This window comes from Sphingomonas sp. CFBP 13733 (genome assembly GCF_014841795.1).
In the GTDB taxonomy this organism is placed as follows: domain Bacteria; phylum Pseudomonadota; class Alphaproteobacteria; order Sphingomonadales; family Sphingomonadaceae; genus Sphingomonas; species Sphingomonas aerolata.
This window is the reverse complement of sequence record NZ_JACYUP010000003.1, coordinates 496942-521589: the sequence shown is the minus strand read 5'-3', so window position 1 is coordinate 521589 and position 24648 is coordinate 496942. Positions and strand designations below refer to the sequence as shown.

The 24648-nt window shown below is 69.2% G+C and carries 21 protein-coding genes; 13 read left to right on the top strand and 8 right to left on the bottom strand.

Going from position 1 to position 24648, the window contains the following annotated elements; genetic code table 11:
* Positions 1-7: 7 nt before the first annotated feature.
* The 4 genes from IFT71_RS11020 (at position 8) to IFT71_RS11005 (ending at position 3881) form a co-directional block, all read left to right on the top strand.
* Positions 8-754 (top strand): electron transfer flavoprotein subunit beta/FixA family protein, encoded by a 747-nt coding sequence (locus tag IFT71_RS11020; protein ID WP_192098083.1) that lies wholly within the window; start codon positions 8-10, stop codon positions 752-754.
* Positions 751-1680, top strand: a complete 930-nt coding sequence (locus IFT71_RS11015; RefSeq protein WP_031440307.1) for an electron transfer flavoprotein subunit alpha/FixB family protein — start codon at positions 751-753, stop codon at positions 1678-1680. The genes IFT71_RS11020 and IFT71_RS11015 overlap by 4 nt, the downstream gene beginning before the upstream one ends.
* Positions 1681-1844: 164 nt before the next feature.
* Positions 1845-2600, top strand: coding sequence for an energy transducer TonB (locus tag IFT71_RS11010; protein ID WP_192140798.1), 756 nt, complete (start codon positions 1845-1847; stop codon positions 2598-2600).
* Between the two features lie 42 nt (positions 2601-2642).
* Positions 2643-3881 (top strand): dipeptidase, encoded by a 1239-nt coding sequence (locus IFT71_RS11005; RefSeq protein WP_192140796.1) that lies wholly within the window; start codon positions 2643-2645, stop codon positions 3879-3881.
* Positions 3882-3884: 3 nt separating this feature from the next.
* On the opposite strand, the gene IFT71_RS11000 is transcribed toward IFT71_RS11005, so the two are convergent.
* The 4 genes from IFT71_RS11000 to IFT71_RS10985 form a co-directional block, all read right to left on the bottom strand.
* Positions 3885-5159, bottom strand: a complete 1275-nt coding sequence (locus IFT71_RS11000) for an MFS transporter (protein ID WP_192140794.1) — start codon at positions 5157-5159, stop codon at positions 3885-3887.
* A complete protein-coding gene (locus tag IFT71_RS10995; RefSeq protein ID WP_192140792.1) occupies positions 5131-6135 on the bottom strand; it encodes a histone deacetylase family protein in 1005 nt (334 codons plus the stop codon). Before IFT71_RS10995 ends, IFT71_RS11000 begins: the two co-directional genes overlap by 29 nt.
* Positions 6136-6158: 23 nt before the next feature.
* Positions 6159-7733, bottom strand: a complete 1575-nt coding sequence (locus IFT71_RS10990) for a lysine--tRNA ligase (protein ID WP_192140790.1) — start codon at positions 7731-7733, stop codon at positions 6159-6161.
* Positions 7734-7816: 83 nt separating this feature from the next.
* Entirely contained in the window at positions 7817-8326 is a 510-nt protein-coding gene (locus tag IFT71_RS10985; RefSeq protein WP_031396395.1) for an outer membrane protein assembly factor BamE, read from the bottom strand.
* Between the two features lie 129 nt (positions 8327-8455).
* On the opposite strand from IFT71_RS10985, the gene IFT71_RS10980 reads away from it, so the two are divergent.
* Together IFT71_RS10980 and IFT71_RS10975 are read left to right on the top strand one after the other, a co-directional pair.
* Positions 8456-8962: a ubiquinol-cytochrome C chaperone family protein gene (locus IFT71_RS10980; protein ID WP_031396396.1), complete on the top strand. Its 507-nt coding sequence runs from the start codon at positions 8456-8458 to the stop codon at positions 8960-8962.
* Positions 8959-9483 carry a YceD family protein gene (locus IFT71_RS10975; protein WP_192140788.1) on the top strand — a complete coding sequence of 175 codons (525 nt, stop codon included), beginning with the start codon at positions 8959-8961 and terminating at the stop codon, positions 9481-9483. The genes IFT71_RS10980 and IFT71_RS10975 overlap by 4 nt, the downstream gene beginning before the upstream one ends.
* An 18-nt stretch (positions 9484-9501) precedes the next feature.
* Here IFT71_RS10975 and IFT71_RS10970 read toward each other — a convergent pair whose 3' ends face one another.
* The gene (locus tag IFT71_RS10970; RefSeq protein ID WP_031396398.1) at positions 9502-10041 is read right to left on the bottom strand and encodes a SixA phosphatase family protein; all 540 of its coding nucleotides are present in this window, start codon (positions 10039-10041) and stop codon (positions 9502-9504) included.
* A 10-nt stretch (positions 10042-10051) separates the two neighbouring features.
* Positions 10052-12781, bottom strand: coding sequence for an ATP-dependent DNA helicase (locus tag IFT71_RS10965; protein WP_342212649.1), 2730 nt, complete (start codon positions 12779-12781; stop codon positions 10052-10054).
* A 304-nt stretch (positions 12782-13085) separates the two neighbouring features.
* Between IFT71_RS10965 and IFT71_RS10960 the strand changes: the two genes are divergently transcribed.
* The 5 genes from IFT71_RS10960 to IFT71_RS10940 all read left to right on the top strand — a co-directional run bounded on the left by IFT71_RS10960 (position 13086) and on the right by IFT71_RS10940 (position 19144).
* Entirely contained in the window at positions 13086-14465 is a 1380-nt protein-coding gene (locus IFT71_RS10960; protein ID WP_192140785.1) for a glycosyl transferase family protein, read from the top strand.
* Positions 14431-15648: a hypothetical protein gene (locus IFT71_RS21440; protein ID WP_244654867.1), complete on the top strand. Its 1218-nt coding sequence runs from the start codon at positions 14431-14433 to the stop codon at positions 15646-15648. The genes IFT71_RS10960 and IFT71_RS21440 overlap by 35 nt, the downstream gene beginning before the upstream one ends.
* Positions 15649-15691: 43 nt before the next feature.
* Entirely contained in the window at positions 15692-16606 is a 915-nt protein-coding gene (locus IFT71_RS10950) for a sulfite exporter TauE/SafE family protein (RefSeq protein WP_037529957.1), read from the top strand.
* A 38-nt stretch (positions 16607-16644) separates the two neighbouring features.
* The gene (locus tag IFT71_RS10945; RefSeq protein ID WP_052149151.1) at positions 16645-17364 is read left to right on the top strand and encodes a TIGR02186 family protein; all 720 of its coding nucleotides are present in this window, start codon (positions 16645-16647) and stop codon (positions 17362-17364) included.
* Positions 17365-17452: 88 nt separating this feature from the next.
* A complete protein-coding gene (locus IFT71_RS10940; RefSeq protein WP_192140783.1) occupies positions 17453-19144 on the top strand; it encodes an ATP-binding protein in 1692 nt (563 codons plus the stop codon).
* Positions 19145-19187: 43 nt separating this feature from the next.
* Here IFT71_RS10940 and IFT71_RS10935 read toward each other — a convergent pair whose 3' ends face one another.
* Both IFT71_RS10935 and IFT71_RS10930 read right to left on the bottom strand, forming a co-directional pair.
* A complete protein-coding gene (locus tag IFT71_RS10935; protein WP_159511982.1) occupies positions 19188-19832 on the bottom strand; it encodes a BLUF domain-containing protein in 645 nt (214 codons plus the stop codon).
* 207 nt (positions 19833-20039) lie between these two features.
* Complete coding sequence (locus IFT71_RS10930; RefSeq protein ID WP_192140779.1) at positions 20040-21569, bottom strand: peptidoglycan DD-metalloendopeptidase family protein; 1530 nt, start codon at positions 21567-21569, stop codon at positions 20040-20042.
* 242 nt (positions 21570-21811) lie between these two features.
* On the opposite strand from IFT71_RS10930, the gene IFT71_RS10925 reads away from it, so the two are divergent.
* Both IFT71_RS10925 and IFT71_RS10920 read left to right on the top strand, forming a co-directional pair.
* Positions 21812-24304, top strand: a complete 2493-nt coding sequence (locus tag IFT71_RS10925; RefSeq protein WP_192140777.1) for a helicase-related protein — start codon at positions 21812-21814, stop codon at positions 24302-24304.
* Positions 24297-24620, top strand: a complete 324-nt coding sequence (locus tag IFT71_RS10920; RefSeq protein ID WP_042466606.1) for an RNA-binding S4 domain-containing protein — start codon at positions 24297-24299, stop codon at positions 24618-24620. Before IFT71_RS10925 ends, IFT71_RS10920 begins: the two co-directional genes overlap by 8 nt.
* Positions 24621-24648: the final 28 nt, after the last annotated feature.

Here is a 24648-nt window from a genome sequence, read left to right as displayed (position 1 = left end):
AATCCTGATGAAGGTGCTGGTGCCGGTCAAGCGTGTGCTTGACTACAACGTGAAGCCTCGCGTGAAGGCGGACGGAACGGGCGTCGATCTGGCGAACGTCAAGATGAGCATGAACCCGTTCGACGAGATCGCGGTCGAGGAAGCGATCCGCCTGAAGGACAAGGGCGTGACCGAGATCGTCGTCGTCTCGATCGGCGAGCAGAAATCGCAGGAAACGCTGCGCACCGCGCTCGCCATGGGTGCCGACCGCGCGATCCTCGTCCTCAGCGAGACCAAGGTCGAGCCATTGGGCGTCGCCAAGATCCTTGCCAAGATCGTCGAGGAAGAACAGCCCGACCTCGTCATCCTCGGCAAGCAGGCGATCGACGACGACAACAACCAGACCGGGCAGATGCTCGCCGGCCTCCTTAACTGGGGCCAGGGCACGTTCGCGTCGAAGGTCGAGATCGCTGACGGCTCGGTCCATGTGACGCGCGAAGTCGATGGCGGCGCGGAGACCGACACGCTCAAGCTGCCCGCGATCATCACCACCGATCTTCGCCTCAACGAGCCGCGCTATGCGTCGCTGCCGAACATCATGAAGGCCAAGTCGAAGCCGATGGCGACCAAGGCGCCGGCCGACTTCGGTGTCGACGTGACGCCGCGGCTGACCACGCTGAAGGTCGTCGAGCCCACCAAGCGCTCGGCCGGGATCAAGGTCGCTGACGTCGACGAGCTCGTCGGCAAACTCAAGACAATGGGAGTCGCAAAGTGAAGACGCTCGTTTGGGTCGAACATGACGGTCAGGTCGTCAAGGACGCCACGCTTTCCGCGGTCACTGCCGCGAGCAAGCTCGGAGAAGTCCATCTGCTGGTCGCAGGGCAGGGGGTCGACGCCGTCGCCGCCGCCGCTGCGAAGATCGCCGGCGTCGGCAAGGTGCACGTCGCCGATGACGCGGCGTTCGCGCACGCGCTCGCCGAAAACGTCGCGCCACTGATCGTCGAGCTAATGGGGCATCACGACGCGTTCGTCGCGCCGTCGACCACGCACGGCAAGAATATCGCGCCGCGCGTCGCCGCGCTGCTCGATGTCATGCAGATCAGCGACATCCTCTCGGTCGAGAGCGACGACACGTTCACGCGCCCGATCTATGCGGGCAACGCGATCGCCACCGTCCAGTCGTCGGACGCGAAGAAGGTCATCACCGTCCGTGGCACCGCGTTCGAAAAGGCCGCCACCGAAGGCGGCTCGGGCGAGATCGAGGCGGTCGCCTCGACCGGCGACAAGGGTCTGTCGACCTTTGCCGGCGCGGAGATCGCCAAGAACGAGCGTCCCGAACTGACCAGCGCGAAGGTCATCGTTTCGGGCGGCCGTGCGCTGGCCTCGAGCGACCAGTTCCACGCGCTGATCGATCCGCTCGCGGACAAGCTGGGCGCGGGCGTCGGTGCAAGCCGCGCCGCGGTCGATGCGGGCTATGCCCCGAACGACTATCAGGTCGGCCAGACGGGCAAGATCGTCGCCCCCGAAGTCTATGTCGCAGTCGGCATCTCGGGCGCGATCCAGCACCTCGCGGGCATGAAGGATTCGAAGACGATCATCGCGATCAACAAGGACGAGGACGCGCCGATCTTCCAGGTCGCGGACATCGGCCTGGTCGGCGACCTGTTCAAGATCGTCCCCGAACTGACCGAAAAGCTCTAACCCGCAAAGCCTCCCCCGGCAGGGGGAGGTGGCAGGCATAGCCTGACGGAGGGGGAGGATAGACGGACCCATATTGCCCGTCCTCCTCCCCACCCACCAACCCCCCGGACAGCGCCGCGGCCCGAACGCTTGCCGCCCCGCGCCATCCTCCCCAGATATCAGTCATGTACGGCGTCCAACCCCATCCGCGCGACCGGCTCCTGTCCGCCGCCGGCGCCGCTGCCCTGTGTGCAGCACTGGGCTATGCGCTGATCCTTGGCCTCGGCGTCAGCCTCCCGTCGGCGATCCCCGACGCGCTCAAGACCTTCGCGGTCGGGCCGCCGCCCCCGCCGCCGCGGCTGGAAAAAGTCGTGCCCCGCCCGGCGAAGAGCCACCGGCCCGAAGGTGCCGCATCACCCGCCAATCTCCGGTCGAAGGCGACCGAGCTCGTCGCCCCGATCCCGATCGTCCCGCCCGTCATCCCGCCGCCGATCGTCGCTGCGCTCAAGCCCGGCGTCGGCAGTGCGGCGACGACCGGCGCCGCGCCGGTCCCGGGGCCCGGCACTGGCGCGGGCGGTGAGGGCGACGGTACCGGCAGCGGCCGCTATGGCGACGGCGACGGCGATGGCGGTGACGAGAGCCCGCCGCGGCTGTTGAAGGGGCGGTTCAGGAATAGGGACTTCCCCAATGCGGAGGCGATCATCGGCGCGGGCGGCGTGGTCGGTGTCCGCTACACCGTCGAGACAACCGGCCGCGTCACCGGGTGCAGCATCACGCGTTCGAGCGGCAATGCGGTGCTCGACGCGACCACCTGCCGGCTGATCGAGCTGCGCTTTCGCTATCGCCCCTGGCTTGACGCCGCGGGGCGCCCGGTCCGCTCGACCGTCGTCCACAACCAGGAATGGGTCAACGAACTCGGCCCCCCCGAGGACGACGACTGATCCTCTTGCCGCTGTGCGATGCGGCGGGCACGATGGTGCGGCATGATCACCGCCCTGCTCCTGATCGCCGCACAGGCAAGCGCGGCGCCCGTCGCCCCCGACCCCCGCATAGCCGCGCGTGTCGACCGGGTGCTCGGAAAGACCCCGGTGATCGACGGCCATAACGACCTTGCCTGGGAAATTCGCGACATGCACGGCGCGAAGGTCGAATCGCTCGATCTCGCCGCGGACACACGCCCGCTCCAGACGGACATTCCCCGCCTGCGCAAGGGCCGCGTCGGTGCGCAATTCTGGTCGGTGTGGATCCCCGCAGATATGACCGGCCCGCGCGCGGTCGAGATGACACTCGAACAGATCGATATCGTCCGCCGATTCGTCGCCGCCAACCCTGCCGCGCTCGAACGCGCGACCAGCGCTGCCGATATCCGTCGGATCGAGAAGGCGGGGCGGATCGCGTCGCTTATCGGCGTCGAGGGCGGGCACCAGATCGACGGGCGCCTCTCCGTGCTGCGCCAATACCGCGCGCTCGGCGTCGGTTACATGACGCTGACGCACGGCAAGAGCCTGAACTGGGCGGACAGTTCGACCGATGCGCCGCGCGCGAACGGGCTCACCGATTTCGGCCGCGCGGTGGTCGCCGAGATGAACCGGATCGGGATGATCGTCGATGTCAGCCACGTCTCCGACGCGACGATGCGCGCGGTCCTCGCCGTCGCCAGGGCACCGGTGATGGCCTCGCATTCCAGCGCCCGCGCGCTGACCGACGCACCACGCGACATTCCCGACGACCTGCTCGCCGCAATCGGCGCGAACGGCGGGATCGTCATGGTCAATTTCTATCCCGCCTTCGTCTCGACCGCGTGGCGGGCTTGGGATGCCGACCGGACCGCCTTCGCCAAGACTGCAGGCGTGCCCGCCAACGTCTATGGCGCGCGTTCGCCTGCGCCGCTCGTCGCCTGGGACCGGGACCATCCCGAACCGCGTGTCACTGCCGCGACCGTTGCGGATCATGTCGAGCATATCGCGCGGGTGGCTGGCCGCGATCATGTTGGCCTCGGTGGCGATTATGACGGCATCAACGGCACCGGGCCGCAGGGGATGACAGGAGTCGACGGCTATCCGCTGCTGTTCGCCGAACTCGCACGGCGTGGCTGGAGCGATGCCGACATGGTCAAGCTCGCCGGCGGCAACATGCTGCGCGTCATGGATGCCACCGACGCGGTTGCGCGGTCGCTGTCCGCACTGCCGCCGGGCGACGCGATCGATATCGCGTCGCGCTGAGACTCAGGGCACCGGCATCCGCGGTGCTGCCACCGGCTCCACCCGCAATGGTGGCACCGCGCGCAGCCTCAGCCCGATTGCCAGCGCAGCACCGCCGACGACCAGGCAAAAGCCCGTCACGCCGGGCCAGCCGGCATGCGTCCAGGCAAAGCCGCCCGCCGAGCCCAGCACGCTCGACCCCATATAATAGAAGAACAGGTAGAACGCCGCCGCCTGCCCGCGCGCGCCACCGCCCGCGACGCTCTGTGCCCGCCGCCCGACCCACGCGCTCGCGATCGAATGCGCGCCGAAGAAGCCGATCGTTACCACCGCGATGCCGGCGATCACCAGCGCCAGCGGCTGCATCGCGGTCAGCGCGACGCCCGCGATCAGCACGACCACCGGCACCCAGAAGATCGTCCGCCGCCCCAGTCGCCCGGCGAGCGTCCCGAACCGCGCCGAACTGATCGACCCCAGCACATAAAGCAGGAACACCGCGCCGACCGCCGACTGGCTGAGCCCGTAAGGCGGCCCCATCAGCCGGAATCCCGCATAATTATAGACGGTGACGAACACCCCCATCAGCAGGAACGCCTCGAGATACAGCAATGGCATCGCCCGGTCCGCGAACAGCGCGCGCGCATCGCGGACCAAGGCCGCCGGTTCGCCCGCGCTGGGATGGAAGTTGCGTGACGGCGGGGCGAGCCGGCGAAACCCCTCGGCCATCGCAAGGCCGGCGATGCCGACCGCGGCGATCGCGAATCGCCACCCGCCGAAATCCGCGACCAGGCTCGCGACCAGCCGTCCGCCCATCCCGCCGATCGCGCTGCCCGCGATATACAGCCCCATCGCACCGCCCACCGACGCCGAATCGACCTCCTCGGCGACATAGGCCATCGCCACCGCCGGCACCCCCGCGAGCGCGAGCCCGGTCAGGAAGCGCAACACGAGCAATCCGCTCCACCCCGGCACCAGCGCGGTCGCGAGCGTCAGCGCACCCGCCGCGAACATCGCCGCGATCATCAGCGGCCGCCGCCCGAGCCGGTCGGACACAAGGCCTGCGAACAGGATTCCGATCGCGAGCGGCCCCGTCGCGAGCGAGACCGCAAGCGACGCCGCCTCCGCGCTCAGTTGGAACTGCGCGGCGAACGACGGCAGCAACGGCTGCACCGAATAGAGCAGCGAGAAGGTCGAGAAGCCTGCGAACAGCATCGCGAGCGTCAGCCCGCGATAGGCCGGCGTCCCCGCCGCGATACCCGTCCCTGAAATGTCAGAATCCCCGCAGGAAGCTGTCGACATTGTGGCCGAGCGCATCGACCGCATAGCCGCCCTCCATCACGATCGCAGTCGGCCAGCCGCGCGCGGCGATATCGCGCGCAAGCACCGCATAATCGGGCGTCGTCAGCGCGAAGTGCGAGATCGGATCCCCCTCCCACGTATCCGCGCCGAAGCTGACGACGAGCAGCCCGGGATCGAACGTCGCGATCGCGTCGAGCGCGGTCGTCTGCGCCGTGCGAAACGCGTCGATCGTCGTGCCGTGGGGCAAAGGCAGGTTGAGCGTCGCACCGCGACCGTCGCCGTCCCCCGTCTCGTCCGCATGCCCCCAGAAGAAGGGATAGTCGGTCCGGGGATCGGCATGCACCGAGGCGTAGAACACATCGCCGCGCTCGTAGAAGATGTCCTGCGTGCCGTTGCCGTGATGATAGTCGATGTCGAGGATCGCGACGCGCGCGACACCCGCGTCGCGTGCCGCCTGTGCCGCGATCGCCGCGGTGTTCAGATGGCAATAGCCGCCGCAATAATCCGCGCCCGCATGATGGCCGGGCGGCCGGCATAGTGCGAACGCCGCGCGGTCGCCCTCCAGCACCGCGTGCGTCGCCCCCAGCGCGGACTGCGCGCTGCCATAGGAGGCGGCCCAGCTGTCGGGGGTGATCGGCGTCGTCGCATCAAAGCTGTGCGCGCCGATCAGCGCATCGATCCGCGTCAGGTCGAGCGGCCGCCGCCCGCGGATCGGAAACGCATAGGGAATCGCATCCCCCGTCCGCCCCGCCTCGCGCCACAGCCGCGCCGCGTCCTTGAGGAACGCGACATAGGCCGGCGAATGCACCGCGAGGATCGCCGCCTCGCCGCGGTCCGCCGGCGTCTCGACCGGCCCCAGCGCAGCCAGGATCGCATCGACCCGCGCGGGCATCTCCGCATAGGTCGTGAAGCCGCCATTATGCAGCTCCTGCGTCGGCGCATGCGCCCGCTGCCGGTCGTCGAAGAACATGCGCATCGGGTATACCCTCGTAAGGAGTGTCAGGCAGCGGGGCGGGCGAGCGCCTCCGCGATCAGCTTGCGCGAATTGTCGATCCCGTACAGCGCGATGAAACTGCCCATCCGCGGCCCCTGTTCGGACCCGAGCAGCGTCTCGTACAGCGCCTTGAACCAGTCGCGCAGGGTCTCGAACCCGCCGGTCTTGCCGATCTCGTAGACGATGTTCTGCACATCCTCCGCGCTCGCATCGGCGGGCAGCGCGGCGAGTTCGGCATCGAGCCGCTCGAGCGCCGCGATCTCGACGCCTTCGGGTGCACGCCGCTTGAGCGTCGGCGCGACGAAATCGCGGCCGTACGCCAGCGCATGGTCGATCAGCTTGTCGAGCTCTGGATAGCTTTCTGCCGACGCGTCGGGGACGTAGTTCGCCAGATAGCCCCAGACCTGCGCCTTGCTCGCATCGCCCATCACGCCGACGAGGTTGAGCAGCAGCCCGAACGTCACCGGCAACTCGCCCTCGGGCAGCTTGCCGTCATGGATGTGATGCACGGGGTTGCCGAGCTTCTGCTTCAGGTCCTGGCCTGCATAATTGCCGCGGAACTGCCAATATTCGTCCACCGCGCGCGGGATCACGCCCATGTGCAACGACTTCGCCTTCTTCGGCTCGCGATACGCGTAGAACGCCAGCGATTCCTGCGGGCCATAGGTCAGCCACTGGTCGAGGCTGAGGCCATTGCCCTTGGACTTGGAGATCTTCTCGCCATTCTCGTCGAGGAACATCTCGTAGTTGAAGCCCTCGGGCGGGCGGCCGCCGAGCACGCGCGCGATCTTCGACGACTGGGTCACCGAATCGATCAGGTCCTTGCCCGCCATCTCGTAATCGACGCCGAGCGCGACCCAGCGCATCGCCCAGTCGACCTTCCACTGCAGCTTGGCCTTGCCGCCGAGCACGCTCTGCTCGATCCGCTGCCCCTCATCCTCGAACGCGATCAGCCCGGCCTCGGCATCGATCACCTCGATCGGCACCTGCAACACGATGCCGCTGGTCGGCGAGATCGGCAGCACCGGCGAATAGGTCGCGCGGCGCTCGGCGCGCAGCGTCGGCAGCATCACGTCCTGTATGCCCTGGAAATGCCGCAGCACGCCCTTCAGCGCCTCGTCGAAGCGACCGCTCGTGTAATAGTCGGTCGACGACGCGAACTCGTAATCGAAGCCATAGCGGTCGAGGAATTCGCGCAAGATCGCGTTGTTGTGCGCGGCAAAGCTCGAATGCGTGCCGAACGGATCGGGGATCTGGGTCAGCGGCTTGCCGAGATGCTCGCGCAGCATGTCGCCATTGGGGACGTTGTCGGGCACCTTGCGCAAGCCGTCCATGTCGTCCGAAAACGCGATCAGCCGGGTCGGCGTGTCGCTCAGCGCGTGGAACGCGTTGCGCACCATCGTCGTGCGCAGCACTTCGTTGAACGTGCCGATATGCGGCAGGCCCGACGGGCCATAGCCGGTCTCGAACAGGATCGGCGCGCCCTGCTTGCCCTGCGGATAGCGCTTGAGGAGTTTGCGCGCCTCCTCATACGGCCAGGCTTTGGATTCCAGGGCGGCGGTGCGGAGCTCGTCGGTCATGCCCCGCGCCCTAGCGCGAAGGCACGAGTCTGCAAAGTCCGCGCCGACCCAGTGATCCTACGACGCGACTCTACGCCAGGCGTTTACGGCCGCGTGCGGCCCGTACCCGTATTGGCGCCACCGCCGCCGCCCGTGCCGGGTGCACCGACCGAGCCGATATTGCCGAACAGATCCTGGAAGAAGCCGCGCTGGCGACCCAGCGTCGGCGTCGTCTTGCCATCGGGGCTGATCGACGCGACCTGGTCGAGCCCGCCGCGACGGATCGCGGTGACGGTGCCCTGCTGGTCGAAGCTGATCTGCAGCGTGATCTGCGCGTTCGGACGCGGGTTGCGGAACGCCAGGTTGCGGCTGTCGCGCGCCAGATAATACCAGTCGCCCTGGTCGAACTGCCCCGCGAGGGTCGGCTTGCCGAGCGTCTGGAGCACCGACTGACGGTTGTCGACGCCGGGCTGGACCGAGTTGACGAGGTCGACATCGACCACATAGCCCTGATGCGAGCGAAGCTGCGTGCAGCCTGCGCTCGTCAGGCCGACGAGCGCGAGCGCCGCGACGCTGGCCGTACGGCGTGTCAGGCGGAATGAAAGGACGCTCATATACTCTCCCGGGGCGGGGTCACGCGATACTGGCGGCAGCACGATTGCATCGGCCGCGGATCGCCTCGATATGCGAGGTTGCGCAGGCAAACAAGCCGCCGCGCATTGGCGACGGGAAGGCGACAGGATTTGGGCTGGTTCGGCAGGCTATTGGGCGAGAAGCACGACGAGGCGCTGCCACTTTATACCGCGGTCGTGCAGCGCGCGCGCGCGGAGCATTGGTATCGCGACGGGCAGGTGCCGGACACGGTCGACGGCCGCTTCGACATGATCGCCGCGGTCCTTGCGCTCGTCATGCTGCGGATGGAATCGGAGCCATCGGGTGGTGAGCCCGCCGCGCGACTCGCGGAACGCTTCGTCGACGACATGGACGGGCAGCTGCGCGAGCTCGGAATCGGCGACATCATCGTCGGCAAGCATATCGGCCGGATGATGAGCATGCTCGGCGGCCGGCTCGGTGCCTATCGCGACGGGCTCGCGACCGGTGATCTCGACGCACCGCTGGTCCGCAACCTCTATCGCGGCGATCCGCCCGCGCCCGCAGCGCTCGCGCATGTCCGCACGGCCCTCACCGACTTCCACGCCGCGCTCGCGGGCGTCCCGCTATCAACCCTACTCGCCGGAGAGCTGCCATGACCCCCGAATTCAGCCGCCCCGAGCGACTCGACACGATCGGCGAGCGCGATCGCAGTGTGACCTTCGCCGCAACGCCCGAGGAACGCCGCAAGCTTGCCGCGCGGTTTGCGATCCTGTCCGTTGACCTGCTCGAGGCGCACTTCACGATCCGACGCGATACGAGCGGGATCGTCGCCAACGGGCGTGTGACGGCAAAGGTGGTGCAGGCCTGTTCGGTGACCGACGAACCGCTCACCGCGACGATCGACGAGCCCGTCGCGCTGCGCTTCGTCGACAATTTCGGCGCGGTCGACGGCGAGATCGAATTGTCGGACGATGCGCTCGACACCGTGCCGATCGATGGCGGTGCGGTCGATCTGGGGGAAGCGGCGGCCGAGACGCTCGCGCTTGCGCTCGATCCCTTTCCCCGCGGCCCCAACGCCGCGGCCGCACTGCGCGCCGCCGGGGTGATCAGCGAGGACGAATATCAGCCGGTCAACGCGTTTTCGGGGCTGAAGGCGAAGCTCGAGGGCAAGGGCTGACGAGTCCGGCCCGACGCGTCAGTCCGCGTCGGGCCCCAGCGTCGGATCGAGATCGCGCGGCCGGACGAAGCGGGTGAACCGCGCCGATCCGCTCGTCAGATCGTCCCAGTCGTCGATGTCGAACTGCAGCTCGGCAAGACTTGCGGTCGGATATTTGTCCTCGACCGCGTCGCGGAACGGGTGGGTCACGTCTGGGGTCAGCAACAGGACGAGATCCTCAAGCCCCGGATTATGCCCGATCACCAGCGCGCGATCGACGCCGCGCGGCAGATCGCGGACGAGGTCGAGAATCGTCCCCGCCGACGCCAGATACAGTCGCCGGTCCCAGTCGGGTGCCAGCGTGCGTCCATAGCCCGCGACGATCTCGTCGAGAGTCTCGACGACACGGACCGCGGGCGAGGCGACGACATGGTCGAACGCGAGCGACAGCGTGCGCATCTGCCGCCCGATGATCGTCGCGGCGCGGCGGCCCTTGGCGTTCAGCGGCCGGTCGAAATCGCGCGAGACCGTGTCGTCCCAGCCCGACTTGGCATGGCGCAGCAGCGTCAGCGTCTTCATGGCTCGGGCGTCATGATAAGGGTCCTCGGGCCGGTTCGCCCGCCTCATGCCTCAAGGCGGCGCGCGAGGAAAGCCGTGCCGCGACTCGGGTCACCGCTTCGTCGAGTGTGACGCGCGTCACCGGAACCCCCGGCGGGAAGGCGCTCAGCAGGCGCGACGGCATCGCCGCGGACAGCATGACGAACGCGCCCGAATCGTCCGCACGCCGGATCAGGCGGCCGAACGCCTGTGCCAGCCGCGCGCGGATCAGCCGGTCGTCATACACGGCGCCACCACCCGCAAGCCGTCGTGCGGCATGCAGCACGGTCGGCTTGGGCCAGGGCACGCCCTCCATCACCACGAGCCGCAGCGATTCGCCCGGCACGTCGACCCCGTCGCGCAGTGCATCGGTGCCGAGCAGCGACGCGCCCGGGTCATCGCGGAAGATATCGACCAATGTGCCGGTATCGATCGGATCGACATGCTGCGCGAGCAGCGGCAGCCCTTCGCGCGCCAGCCGGTCGGCGATCCGGCCGTGCACGCCGCGCAACCGGCGGATCGCGGTGAACAGCCCGAGCGTCCCGCCGCGCGAGGCGACGATCAGCCGGGCATAGGCGTTGGCCAGCGCGCCCACATCGCCGCGCTTGACGTCGGTGACGATCAGCACCTCGGCCTGCGTCGCATAGTCGAACGGGCTGAGCGCGGCGAATCGCGCGGCCGGGCGGGCCAGATGCGGTGCGCCGCTGCGCGCCTCGGCGATCTGCCAGCCTTCCTCCGCGCTGCCGCCCCCGGTCAGCGTCGCCGACGTCACTAATGCGCCATGCGCGGGTTTCAGCACGACCTCCGCAAACGGGCGGGTCGGGTCGAGCCAGCGGCGATGCAGCCCAATATCGAATTCGCGTCCTTCGACCCGGTCGACCGCGAGCCAGTCGACGAAATCGGCATCCGCGGGCCCGCCGACGCGCGCCAGCAGCGAAAGCCAGGCCGCGACCGTCTCGGCGCGCCACCCGATCGACGCGATCGCGCCCTCCACGCGTGCGCGCGCCGGCCCGTCGAGCCAGTCGGGCGCCTCGCTCAGCACCGCCTCGAGCCGTCGGCCGAGCGTGACCAGCGGACGCACCAGCGCGTCGAGTGCGGCGGCGGCGGGCGCGGCGGCTTCGATCAGCGTCGGATCGGGTTCCGCCAGTTCGGTCTCGAGCCCATAGCCGGCATCGCCCGGCTGTTCGGCGCGCGCATAGGTCAGCCCGCGAACCGCAGCGAGCAGCTCCTCGATCGGCCCGAACGGCGCGCCCTCGCCGATCCGTTGCAGCCAGCCCTCGCTCGCCAGCGCGCCGGCCGCGGCCACCGCCTCGCCGATCGCCCGATTGCCTGCCTCGTCATAGCTGGCGAGATCGGACAGGCGTGCGGCCAGTCCGCGCCGCCGTCCCCGGCTGCTGCCCTCGGGACCGATGATCCAGCGGCGCAGCTCGATCGTCTCGCCACCGGTCAGCGCGGTCGCGAACATCGAATCGGCGGCGTCGAAAATGTGATGCCCCTCGTCGAACACATAACGCGTCGGTCGCGTCGCGAGTTCGCGTCCGCGCGCCGCGTTGACCATCACCAGCGCATGGTTGGCGATGACGATGTCGGCATCGGTCGAGGCGCGCGCCGCGCGTTCGATGAAGCATTTTCGGTAATGCGGGCAGCCGGCATAGACGCACTCGCCACGCCGGTCGGTCAATGCGGTCGATCCGTTGCGCCGGAACAGCGTCGGCAGCCAGCCGGGCAGGTCGCCGCCGACCATGTCGCCGTCCGCGCTATACGCGGCCCAGCGCGCGACGAGCTGCGCGAGCACCGCCGCCCGCCCCGCAAAGCCGCCCTGCAACGCGTCCTCGAGGTTCAGCAGGCAGAGATAATTCTCACGCCCCTTGCGCGTGACGACCTTGGTCCGGCGGACCGCGGGATCGGGAAAGAGCCGTTCGGTTTCGCGCCCCAGCTGGCGCTGCAGCGCCTTGGTATAGGTCGAGATCCAGACCGCGCCGCCCGCCTTTTCCGCCCAGATCGAGGCGGGGGCGAGATAGCCGAGCGTCTTGCCGATCCCGGTCCCCGCCTCCGCCAGCACCAGATTGGGCGAATCGCGCACCGCCCGCGGCGCGAACGCAGCCGTCGCCGCGGCGGCATAGGCGCGCTGCCCCGGCCGTTCCTCCGCGCCATGCCCGGTCAGGTCGTCGAGTCGCGCCTCGGCATCGCCGGGCTCGATCGCGATCGTCCGCGGCGCGGGGCGCGGGGCCTGCTCCTCCCATTCGGGCAGTTTCGAAAACAGCCAGCGTTCGTTGACCGCCGGCTTGGCCAACCTTTCGGCGACCACCGGCGCCCAGGGCCAGCGTAACCGGTAAAGCGACTGCGCCGCGGTCCAGGCCCCCTCCCGCTCGGGCCAGTCGGCCGCGTCGGTCAGCGCCAGCATCGCCTCGGCGGCGCGCAACAGGAACGGCGCGACCCCGGCATCCTCGGTCGGCAGGTCGAGACCGGTGACGCGCGCGATGCCCTTCGGCGTCGGCACGGCGAACTGCGCCGGGCGCAGGAACGCGTAGAGTTCGAGCAGGTCGAGCCCCGACAGATCGGCATAGCCCAGACGCTGGCCGATCAGCGCGGCGTTGAGCAGGATGACGGGCGTGTCGGCAGCGATCCGGATCGCTTCGCCACGCCCGATCCCGCGCGTCTCGCCACCCTGTGCAACCCAGATGCCGCCATGGCTGGCGTGAAGGGCGGGGTAGGCAAGCACGTTGCCGACCGTGCGCGATGCGGAACGAAATGGCAACCTCGCCGTGCCGAAAAGCCGCAATACCGGCTTGTTCGAGGGTCTCGGCGACGATGGGGAGCGCCCCGTCCTGGCGAACAGACGCTGCGTCGCGCACCGGGCAGCGTGCCGGGCGATGTTCATTCGGTGCAATTTTCAGCGTCGGCCGGCGGACGAGCCAAGTCATTCCAATATTCTGACGATCGGTCGGCCGACACCTGTCCGAAACGGATCATGTTTGGTCCGTTACGGCGGGGACAGCGGATAGTCTTGGCCGGGGAGAGGGCCGATGAGCGAGTCGCTGGGGATCATCGATATCATCGTGCGCGAGGCGGTGGCATTTGCTGCGGTCGGCTTGCTGATCGGCGGAATCGATGACCTCCTGGTCGACATCGCATTCTTTTTCTGGAAAATCTGGCGCGGACCGTCGACCTTGCCGGGCATGGACGCGCTGCCCACGCCGTCGGAGTCCGGCCGGCTCGCGGTCTTCGTGCCGGCCTGGGACGAGGTGGCGGTGATCGGCGCGATGCTGTCGGCGGCGGTGGCGCGGTTCGACCATGACGATTACCGCATTTTCGTCGGACTCTATCCGAACGACCGCGCGACGATCGACGCCGCGGCGCGCGTGGCGGCACGCGATCCGCGGATCCGCCTGGTCATCGGCCAGCGCGATGGGCCGACGACAAAGGCGGACTGCCTCAACACGCTCTGGCATGCGCTGCGCCGCGCCGACGATCGCGACGGGCGGCGGACCAAGGCGGTCGTGCTGCACGATGCGGAAGACGTTGTGCACCCGCTCGAACTGCGCGTGTTCGATTCGCTGATCGACCATTATGCCGTCGTGCAATTGCCCGTCCTGCCGCTCGTCAAGCGTGGCTCGCGGCTCGTGTCGGGTCATTATGCCGATGAGTTCGCCGAAGCGCATATGAAGCAGCTGGTCATCCGTACCGCGCTCGGTGCGGGGATGCCGCTCGCGGGGACGGGGTGTGCGATGTCCACCGCGATCCTCGATACCGTGGCGGCGACCCGCGACGGCGATCCGTTCGACGCGTCCAGCCTGACCGAGGATTATGAGCTCGGGCTGCGGATCGCCCAGCTCGGCGGGGCCGGACGGTTTGCCCGCATCGTCGACGATGCGGGCGCGCTGATCGCGGTGCGGGCGTTCTTCCCGGCGACCTTCGACGCCGCCGTCCGGCAAAAGGCGCGCTGGATGACCGGGATCGCGCTGGCAGGCTGGGACCGGACGGGCTGGGCCCGTCCGCAGGCACTGGCCGATCACTGGATGCGGATGCGCGACCGGCGGGCGCCGCTCAGCATGGTCGTGCTGGCCGCGGCCTATGTCGGGCTGACCGCCTGGGTCCTGACGTTCCTGGTTCATGCGATGGTCCCGGCCGCGCAGGGCTGGCCGGCGATGCCGGTCGTCTGGCTGGCGGGGGCGAATATCGGGCTTCTCGTGTGGCGGCTCGGCATGCGGATGGCCTTCACCGCGCGCATCTACGGCTTGGCCGAGGCATTCTGGTCGCTGCCCCGCTTCGTCGTCGGCAATGTCATCAGCCTGATCGCCGCGCCGCGCGCCGTGGTCCGCTATATTGCGATGCTCCGCGGCGCGGCGCTGGTCTGGGACAAGACCCGGCATGAATTTCCCGATCTCCGATCATCGGGAGGGTGAGCGGGACGCGCACGCTGCGCCACGGGTGAAGGGCGGGCGGCCGCTCCGTTTTCTCGCCGCCGCGCTCGGCGCATGGGTCGTGATGCGGATCCTGGTGCTGTCACCCTATGCCGCGGGGGTGCTGACGCCCGGCGGATCTGGCAGCCAGCAGCGTCCCACTGTCGCGGCGGGGACGCGGCACGATCGACAATCTTCGCTCACCGCCCGCGCCGTCGGTATCGCTGCCATCGACCATCATCGCGCCGCCGCCAATGCCAATGCCGCTCTTGCCGCCGCCCGCCGCCCCGACCGGCGTGTCTCGCCGCAACCGCCCGACGATACCATCGGGCACGGTCCCCGCGCGTCGCCCGGTCATGCCCGCGCCGCGCCGGTGCTCGCCGCGGTCATCCTGAACGCGCGTGCTCGCCCCGCTGACGTTCGCGCGAGGCACGCCGCAGATCGTGACGTCGAATTCACTATGGACGTCCAGCCCGACCTTGCGCTCGACCGGCAGGGCCGGATCGCGATGCTCCCGCCGCTCGGTCCGGCCGCGATCGGTGCGACCCGCGCAACTGCGCACGCGCGGCTGAGCGTCAGCAGCTGGCTGCTCGCCCGCGGTGGCGCGTCGGGTACCGTGTCCGGGGGGCAATTGGGCGCATCGCAGGCGGGGGTGCGGGCCGTCTACGGAATCGACCCATCGCGGCGGCTCGGGCTGACCGCGCGGCTCGCAGCGCCGCTCGAGGGACGCGGACGCGAGGCGGCCCTCGGCATCGAATGGCGGCCGACCCGCTGGCCCGTCCGCCTGATCGCCGAACAGCGCTTCGTCCTCGACGGGGGCCGCGGCGGCCCGACGGTCGGCGTGATCGCGGGCTACGGCCCCGCCGAGATCGCACCGGGCGCGCGGATCGAGACCTATGGTCAGGCAGGGGCGATCGTGCGCGACGGGGTCGAAGGGTTCGTCGATGCCGCTGCGCGCCTGACGCACGGTGTCGCGGAACGCGGCAGGCTCCGCCTCGACGCGGGGGTCGGCGCATGGGTGAGCGCTCAGCGGGGGGCGACACGGGGCGATCTCGGTCCGTCGCTCGGGCTCGCGCTGCCGCTCGGCCGACGATCGGTCCGTCTCGCGCTCGACTGGCGCCAGCGTATCGCCGGCACCGCCCGCCCCGGCTCGGGTCCCGCACTCTCGGTCGGCAGCGACTTCTAGGCGGCCGCTAGCCCCCGCGGCCGGTTTGCGTATAACGACGCGCGTGGACCTGTATCTTCCCATCGCAAACCTGTCGGTCAATGCGCTCGTCATCATCCTGCTCGGCGGCGGTGTCGGGCTCCTGTCGGGGATGTTCGGGGTCGGCGGCGGCTTTCTGACGACGCCGCTGCTGATCGTCTACGGCATCCCGCCGACCGTCGCCGCCGCCTCGTCCGCGAGCCAGGTCACGGGGGCGAGCGTGTCGGGCGTGTTCGCGCATTTCCGCCGCAACGGCGTCGACGTGAAGATGGGCGGCGTCCTCGTCGCAGGCGGCATATTAGGCGCGTTCTTCGGCGCCTGGCTGTTCCGGCTGCTCCAGCAGAGCGGCCAGATCGATACCGTGATCGCGATCGTCTATGTCGTGATGCTTGGCTCGATCGGCGGCATGATGGCGAGCGAATCGATCGGGACGATCCGCCGCGCGCGGACCGGCCGCCCCGCCAAGCCCCGCAAGCGACGCCATCATCCGCTGGTCGCCGCGCTGCCGCTGCGCACGCGATTCTACGCCTCGGGCCTGTATATCTCGCCGCTCGCGCCGTTGCTGCTCGGCTTTTCGACCGGGATCCTGACCATGTTGCTGGGGATCGGCGGCGGGTTCATCCTGGTACCGGCGATGATCTACCTGCTCGGCATGGCGACGTCGGTGGTGGTCGGGACCTCGCTGTTCCAGACGCTGTTCGTCACCGCGGTGGCGACGATGGTGCATGCGACGACGACCAAGGCGGTCGACATCGTGCTGGCCGGGCTGCTGCTGATCGGATCGGTTGTCGGCGCGCAGATCGGTGCGCGGTTCGCGACCAAATTCCGTCCCGAATATCTCCGTCTCGGGCTCGCCGTGATGGTCCTGCTCGTCGGTGCACGGATCGTGCTCGGGCTGGTGTGGCGGCCCGAGGAGATCTTCTCGGTCACGCTGTCGTGAAGCCGGGCGCGCCGCTCCTCCTGCTCGCGCCGCTGCTGATGGCACAGGCCAAGCCGGTGCTCGTCCCCGACGTGTCGCAGCGCAATATCGAGATCGCCTACAGCTTCACCGGCGCCGAACTGCTGCTGTTCGGCGCGATCCTCTATCCCGGCGGGCGCCTGCCGAGCGGCGAGAGTCCCACCGACATCGTCGTCGTCGTCAAGGGGCCGACCCAGTCGATCGTGATGCGCGAGAAGGAGAAGGTCGCCGGCATCTGGGTCAACACGTCGCGGCTGCGCTATCGGTCCGCGCCCAGTTTCTATGCGATCGCCTCATCCAAGCCGATCGGGCGGCTGGTCGACGACCGCACCCGGGCGATCTACGAACTCGGCCTCGACAGCCTGCAATTGTCGCCCGCCTCGAGCGCACCGATTCCGACGCAGGACCGGTTCCAGCGTGGCCTGGTCGACCTGAAACGGCGTGCCGGGCTGTATTACGAGGCGCCGGGCGCGGTCGAGATCACAGATGACGTGCTGTACCGCGCGCGGGTTTCGGTGCCCGCGCGCGTACCGGTCGGGCGCTTCACCGCGGAAACCTTCCTGATCCGCGACGGCCGCGTGCTGGCCGCGGCGGTGCGCGACATCGACATCCGCAAATCGGGGTTCGAACGCTTCGTCGCGCGCGCGGCCGACCGGTCGGCGATCGCCTATGGCCTGGTCGCGGTCTTTCTATCGATCTTTCTCGGCTGGGCCGCCGGCTGGATCGCGCGCCGGGTCTAAGGCCCGCGGACGCTCACGCATTCTTTACCCGTCCGCGGCATGGATGCGGACATCTGGCAAAAGCCGGAGGATCGAGGACCGACCGCCTATGACCGACATGCCCGCCGCCCATCTGTTCCAGCGGGCGATTGCCGCCGCGGCGATCGCGGATGGCGCGGGGCCGGACGCACCACCGGGGGGACAGGCCGATGCTCCGATCGGCGTCATATCCGCGATTGCCGGTGCCAGCAGCCGGGTCCTGCTCGACCGGAGCGCGATCGCGCCGCTGCTCGCGCACCCCGACGCGGTGCTCGCCGCCGCCGGCCAGGTCGGCAGCCAGGTCAAGATCCGGGTCGGCACGTCATGGATCATCGCCAATGTCCGCTCGCTCGCGCTCGAGGCGGCGATGGGCAGCGTCATTGCGGGCGAGATCGATTTCCTTGGCGAGGGGGACGAGGACCGGGCGACCGGCGAGTTGTACGGATTCCGCCGCGGCGTGACGCGCTATCCCATGCCGGGCTGCGAGGTGTTCGCGGTCACGACGCGCGACCTGCGCGAGGTCTATGCCGCCGAGGACCGCGCGAATATCGCGATCGGCACCGTCTATCCGACCACCGACGTTCCCGCCGCGCTGTATGTCGATGCGATGCTCGGCAAGCATTTCGCGCTCGTCGGCTCGACCGGCACGGGCAAGTCGACCGCCGCCGCGCTGATCCTGCACCGGATCTGCGATCTTGCGCCGCAGGGGCATATCGTGATGATCGACCCGCACGGCGAATATGCCGCGGCCTTTGGCACGAACGGCGCGATCCACGACGTGTCGAACCTGCAAATGCCCTATTGGCTGATGAATTTCGAAGAGCATTGCGAGGTCTTCCTGACCAGCACCGGGGAACAGCGCCAGTTCGATGCGGACATCCTCGCCAAATGCCTGCTCGCCGCCCGCGCGAAGAGCCGGCTCGGCCAGGCGATCGCCAAGCTGACGGTCGACGCGCCGATCCCCTATCTGCTCAGCGACCTTACCGGCATCATCAGCCTCGAAATGGGTAAGATGGACCGCGCCGGCGACACCAGCCCCTATCTGCGGCTCAAGGGCAAGATCGACGAGATCAAGGCCGATCCGCGCTATGGCTTCATGTTCTCGGGGATGCTCGTCGCGGACACGATGGCGGCGTTTCTCCAGCGCATCTTCCGCCTGCCCGGCGACGGCCGGCCGATCTCGATCATCGATGTGTCGGGCGTGCCGTCGGACATCACCGCCGTCGTCGTCGCGATGCTCGCACGGATGACGTTCGACTTCGCGATCTGGTCGCGCAACGAGCCGCAACGACCGATCCTGCTCGTCTGCGAGGAGGCGCATCGCTACATCCCGAACGACCGTCAGGCGGAGAGCTCGGTCGGGCGGATCCTCGGACGGATCGCCAAGGAGGGCCGCAAATACGGCGTTTCGCTCGGGTTGATCACGCAGCGCCCGTCTGATCTGGCGGAAGGCGTCCTGTCGCAGTGCGGGACGATCGTCGCGATGCGGCTCAACAACGAACGCGATCAGGCCTTTGTCCGCGCGGCGATGCCCGAGGGCGCACGCGGCTTTCTCGAATCCATCCCTGCGCTGCGCAATCGCGAGGCCATTATCTGCGGGGAGGGCGTTACGATCCCGATCCGCGTCGCGTTCGACGATCTCGAGGACACGCGCCGCCCTGCCTCGAGCGATCCGCTCTTCTCGGCGCTATGGCGCGATGTCGGCGGCGAGGAGCAGATTATCGACCGGACGATCCTGAAATGGCGCGCGCAGGGCAAGTGAGCCGGCTGTCGGTCGTCGTGGCGGGTGCTACTCGCGGCGGCGCCTAGGCGGCGTAGTCGGTTTCGGTGATCTCGTTGTCCGCCATCAGCCGCAGCCGGTTGATCAGGCGGCATGCGATCTCCGGCTTGCCGGGCCCGTTCGGGGTGGCGAGCATCGGGATGAGCTGCTGGTCGACGAACGTGTCGGGACCCGAATAGGCCAGCGAAAAGCGCCGGAACCCCCGGTCGAGGCCGATCATGTCCGTGATGATCGTCACGTCGCTATGGCGCCGGTCGGCGCTCAGCCGCGCGAGCAGATTGGAGATCGCCGGATCCGGTCCCTCGACCAACTGGACGAAGTGCAGATCGGTGATGATCAGCGCGCCGGTGATGCCGGCCTGTGCGTTCCGCGCACTGGACTCGTTGACGATCTCCATCAGCGCGCGCTGATCCATCGCGATATCGGGCTTGATCTTGCTCAGATACAGCACTGTCCGCAAGGCTGGCACGGGCGTCGCGCGGGCGGGCCGGATCGCGGTGACGGGTGTCGGCCGGGGTTGCGGCCGGCTGGCGATCCGCAGGGCCCAGTCCTGCTCGCGGCGCATCGCGCGTCCCGGAACATAGCCCTGGATCGAAATGAGCCGTCCGGTCGCGGTCGAGGAGAGCCCTGTCTGCATGATCGTCACATATCCGGTAAAGCGATGGTGCATCCCGCCTAGCATGGCGCATGTCAGCACTGTAATATCGTAGAACTACGAACCGGACTTTAGTATGGGATCTGCGTCCGTGATCGGGACCCACAGCGCGTTAGTCTGTTCGAATTCGGAAAGATGATCGATCAATAGTGCACGCGGTCGACACGGGCATCTGCGGGGACTCGGTGGCGGATGCAGATTCGTACGGCGCGACGCGCGTCGCTAGGTGCCGGTGCGGACCGCGAGCAGGCGGGCGACCCGCGCCTTGAACGCGCGCAGTGCCGGGCCGGACAGCTGTGCCGCGCTCGCCAGCGATACCGATCGCGGATTGATCGCGCCGCCGTTCCTCCACACTTCCCAGTGGAGATGCGGCCCCGTCGACATACCGGTCGAGCCGACATAGCCGATGACCTGGCCCTGGCGTACGCGCGTGCCCGATGCGACCGCGATCCGGCTCATATGGCCATAGCCGCTCGCCAGACCGCCGCCGTGGACGAGCTTGACGAAATTGCCATAGCCGCCGGTCCGGCCCGCGAAGCTGACCACCCCGTCGGTCATCGCATGGATCGGCGCGCCCCGCGGCGCCCCGATGTCGAGTCCCTTGTGCATCCGCGTGAAGCCGAGCAGCGGATGCACGCGCAGGCCGAAACCGGACGTGATGCGGCCGATCACCGGCATCGCGGATGCGGCGCGGCGTTCGGTCTGGCCATTGGCATCGAACCAGCCGCCGCGGCCGGCGTCTTCGCCCTCTGCAGTGTCGAGATCCGACTGGTTGTCGGTCGCAGCGGCCGGTGCGAAGCGGACGAGCTGCAGCGTGCGCCGTCCCTGGTTGATCCCGGCGAACAGCAGCGCGCCGATCCGCGTTTCGCCGGTCGCGGCGCGTTCGCGGGCAACGATCAGGTCGAAACGGTCCGTCGCGCTGACGTCGCGCCCGATCGACAGCCGCGTCGCGATCGCCTTGATATAGGTCTCGACCGCCTTGGCGGGCACGCCGGCGGCGCGCATCGACCGGTAGAGGCTCGATCCGGCGAGCCCCTGGATCCGCAGCGGGGTGCGGTCGACCGCGATCGCCGTGCGCGTCATCGCCAGACCCGCTGCGGTGCGGTGCAGCGACACGTCCAGGTCGAACCGCGCGCGCACCGCGAGCGAGTCGAGCGGACGCGCGACCGTGCGATCCGCGCGCCGGCCCAGCGTCAGCGCGATCCGCGTGCCCGCCGGGATCGCGTCGGGATCGACCGTCTGCGCGATCAGCGCCGATGCGGCGCTGGCGTCACGCCGGCTGACGCCCGCGCGGATCAGGACCCGGTCGAAGGCATCGCCCTGACCCAGTGTCGCGGCAAGGTCGACGCTTGGCCGTTCGGGGGCCTGCGCGAGCGGTACGACAAGGTCGTTCGCCGCCATCCGCCGCCCCGTATCCGCGCCCTGGCCGAGCGGCGCGATCGCCAGTGCCCGCGCCTGCTCGCGTGCCGAACCGGCCAGCGGTGCGGGGACGCCGCCGGTCAGCGGACGAAAGCCGGGGGCGAGCATGACGGTCGCAGCGCACAGCGCGGTGCAGGTCGCGAGGCCGCGCCACCACGTCGCACTACCGATCGCGCTGCCCAGATCGGGCACCCAGTCGATCCGTGCTGCGGCGTCGTGCAACCGCGTGATGCCCCGGGGAATTGCGTCGGAACCGGTGGTGGCGGCGCGCCCGAAACCTCGGGCGTCGATGCCGCCCGCCAGCCCCAGTTCCTGCTCCGTCCCTAGATACACGTCGCGCACCTCGTGGCCCAAATTCCTGGCGCACATTTCCGGCCAGGCTCGCCGTTCCCCCCGGCGCGGGTCGGAGTCCTGTGCAGCAAGGGTCCTAAAGTCAAATTAACCCGCCGCACGCCAGCCACGCACGACGACGAGGCGTGGTGCGGCGGGGGCGGACGGAAGCCTGTGCGCGGAATACGGCGAACTTGTCCTGCCGGTCATTGCGCCGCGCGACCTAACGCCCGATGTTCAAGGCTATGAGTGACGATGTGTCCGGCGGCGTGACCGCGGTCCTGGGGCCGACCAACACAGGCAAGACGCACCTCGCGATCGAGCGGATGTGCGCGCATTCGAGCGGCATGATCGGCTTCCCGCTGCGACTGCTGGCGCGCGAGGTCTATGACCGCGTCGTCGCGATCAAGGGCGCGAACCGCGTCGCGCTGGTCACCGGCGAGGAAAAGATCATGCCGCCCGATGCGCGCTGGCTGCTCTGCACCGCCGAATCGATGCCCGACCGCGACGTCGCGTTCGTCGGGCTGGACGAGGCGCAGCTGGGCGCCGATCCCGAGCGCGGCCATGTATTCACCGACCGGCTGCTCCGTGCCCGCGGACGCGAGGAGACGATGATTCTCGGCTCCGAGGCGCTGCGGCCGATGATCAAGGCGCTCGTGCCCGGGGCGGAAATCGTCAACCGCCCGCGTTTCTCGACGCTTACCTATGCGGGCGCCAAGAAGATCAGCCGCCTGCCCAAGCGGTCCGCGATCGTCGCCTTCTCGGCCGAGGAGGTCTATGCCGTCGCCGAGATGCTGCGGCGGCTGCGCGGTGGTGCGGCGGTGGTGATGGGCGCGCTGTCACCGCGTACCCGCAACGCGCAGGTCGCGATGTTCCAGGCGGGCGAGGTCGATTATCTCGTCGCCACCGACGCGATCGGCATGGGGCTCAACATGGACGTCGCGCATGTCGCGTTCGCCAGCCTCAACAAGTTCGACGGCAAGCGCCAGCGTCGCCTGACCGTGGCCGAGATGGCGCAGATCGCGGGCCGCGCCGGGCGACACCAGCGCGACGGCACGTTCGGCGCGCTGTCCGATGACGGGCCCGGCGCGTTCCTGCCCGAAGAGGTGCTCGCGATCGAGGAACACCGCTTCCCGCGCCTCGAAAACCTCTACTGGCGGCAGGGTGAACCCGATTTTGCCAGCATCGACGCGCTGGTCGCCAGCCTCGAGGCGCGCCCGCCCGCGGGCGTCCTGCGCGCCGCACCCCAGGCGCTCGACCTCGGCGTGCTCAAGCGGCTCGCCGAGGAGGGCTGGGTGCGCGAACGGACGCGGCACCCGAAGATGGTCGCGCGGCTCTGGGCGGCGTGCGGCATCCCTGATTTCCGCAAGGTCGGGCTCGACCCGCATGCGCGCTTCGTCTCGCGGGTGTTCGGACATCTCAGCGAGGGGCGGGGGCATATCCCGCACCAATGGTTCGCCGACGAGATCGTGCGGCTCGACACCGTCGCGGGCGACGTGCCGGTGATCGCGGGCCGGATCGCGGCGACGCGGATCTGGGCCTATATCGCGCAGCGGGCCGACTGGCTCGCCGAGCCCGCGCACTGGGCCGCGCGCACCGCCGCGCTCGAGGAGCGTCTGTCCGACGCGCTTCATGCCAGTCTGACGCAGCGCTTCGTCGACAAGCGTACGACCGCGCTGATGCGTCAGATCGGTGCGGACGCCGCGTCGCTCCCGGTCGTGATCGGTCCGGAGGGCGAGGTGATGGTCGAGGATCACCCGATCGGCCGCCTCGACGGCTTCCGCTTCACCGTCGCCGCCGACGCGCGCGCCAGCGACAAGCGCCTGCTGCTCGCCGCCGCCGAAAAGCGGCTGACGGGCGAACGCACGCGGCGCGGCCAGTCGCTCGTCGATGCGCCGGATGCGGACATCGCGCTCGGCGAGTCGGCGCAGATCGTATGGGCGGGGCATCCCGTCGCCCGGCTCGGCGCAGGGCCGTCCTTCGCCCGCCCGAAACTGATCCTCGATCGCGCGCTCGACTGTCTCGACAAGGCGGCGCGCGAGCGGATCGAGACGCGCCTGTCGCGCTGGCTCGCGGCGATGCTGAAGCGGCGGCTCGCGGTGCTCGTCGATCTTGCCGCGCTCAGCCGCGACGCGGACGCGACCCCGGCGCTGCGCGCGGTCGCCAGCGCGATCGAGGAAGCGGGCGGGATCCTGCCCCGCCTGCCAATGCGGCTCGCGCTCGAGGCGGTTGATCCTGACGAGCGCAAGCGGTTGCGCAAAATCGGCATCATGATCGGTGCGCTCGACCTGTTCGACGTCCGCCTGCTCAAGCCCGAGCCGGCGCGCTGGCGCCGTATCCTCGCTAGCATCCGCGGGACGGTGATCACCGCGCCGCGCGACGGGGCGACCGTGCTCGCGCGCGGCAGTGATGGCGCGACGCTCGAGGCCGGGTTTCGTCCGCTGGGGCTTCAGGCGGTGCGCGTCGACCTGATCGAGCGTATCGCCCGCGCCGCGCATGATTCGCGTACCGGCCGCGCACCGTTCGCGCCCGACCCGGCGCTCGCGAGCTCGATCGGGCTCGAGCCTGCGTCGATCGAGCGGCTGATGGCCGAGCTCGGCTTCAAGGCGCTGGCGGGCGACACGCCGCGTTGGGTCTGGCGCGGCCGCCCGCCCGCGCGCGCGGTCCCTGCGACGCCGATCGACCCGTCGCGGCAGAACGCGTTTGCCGGGCTTGCCGCACTGGTCCGCCATGGGTGAAGGCGCGATGCGGATCGATCGGTTCCTGTGGTTCGTCCGGCTCGCCAAGACGCGCAGTGCGGCCCAGGCGATCGCCGAGAAGGGGCATCTGCGAATCGACGGCCGCGCGATCGACCGCGCACACTGTCCCGTCCGGATCGGCAACGTCCTCACCTTCGCCGCCAACGACCGCGTCCGCGTGATTCGCATCGAGGCACTGCCGACACGCCGCGGTCCCGCCCCCGAAGCGCAGGCGTGCTATCAAGACCTGATCGCCGGCCAGACCCCCGCCGGCACCGAAGCGGACGACGTCGCACCACCCCGCCCGTCATCCTGACGAAAGTCAGGATCCAGGATACCGAAGG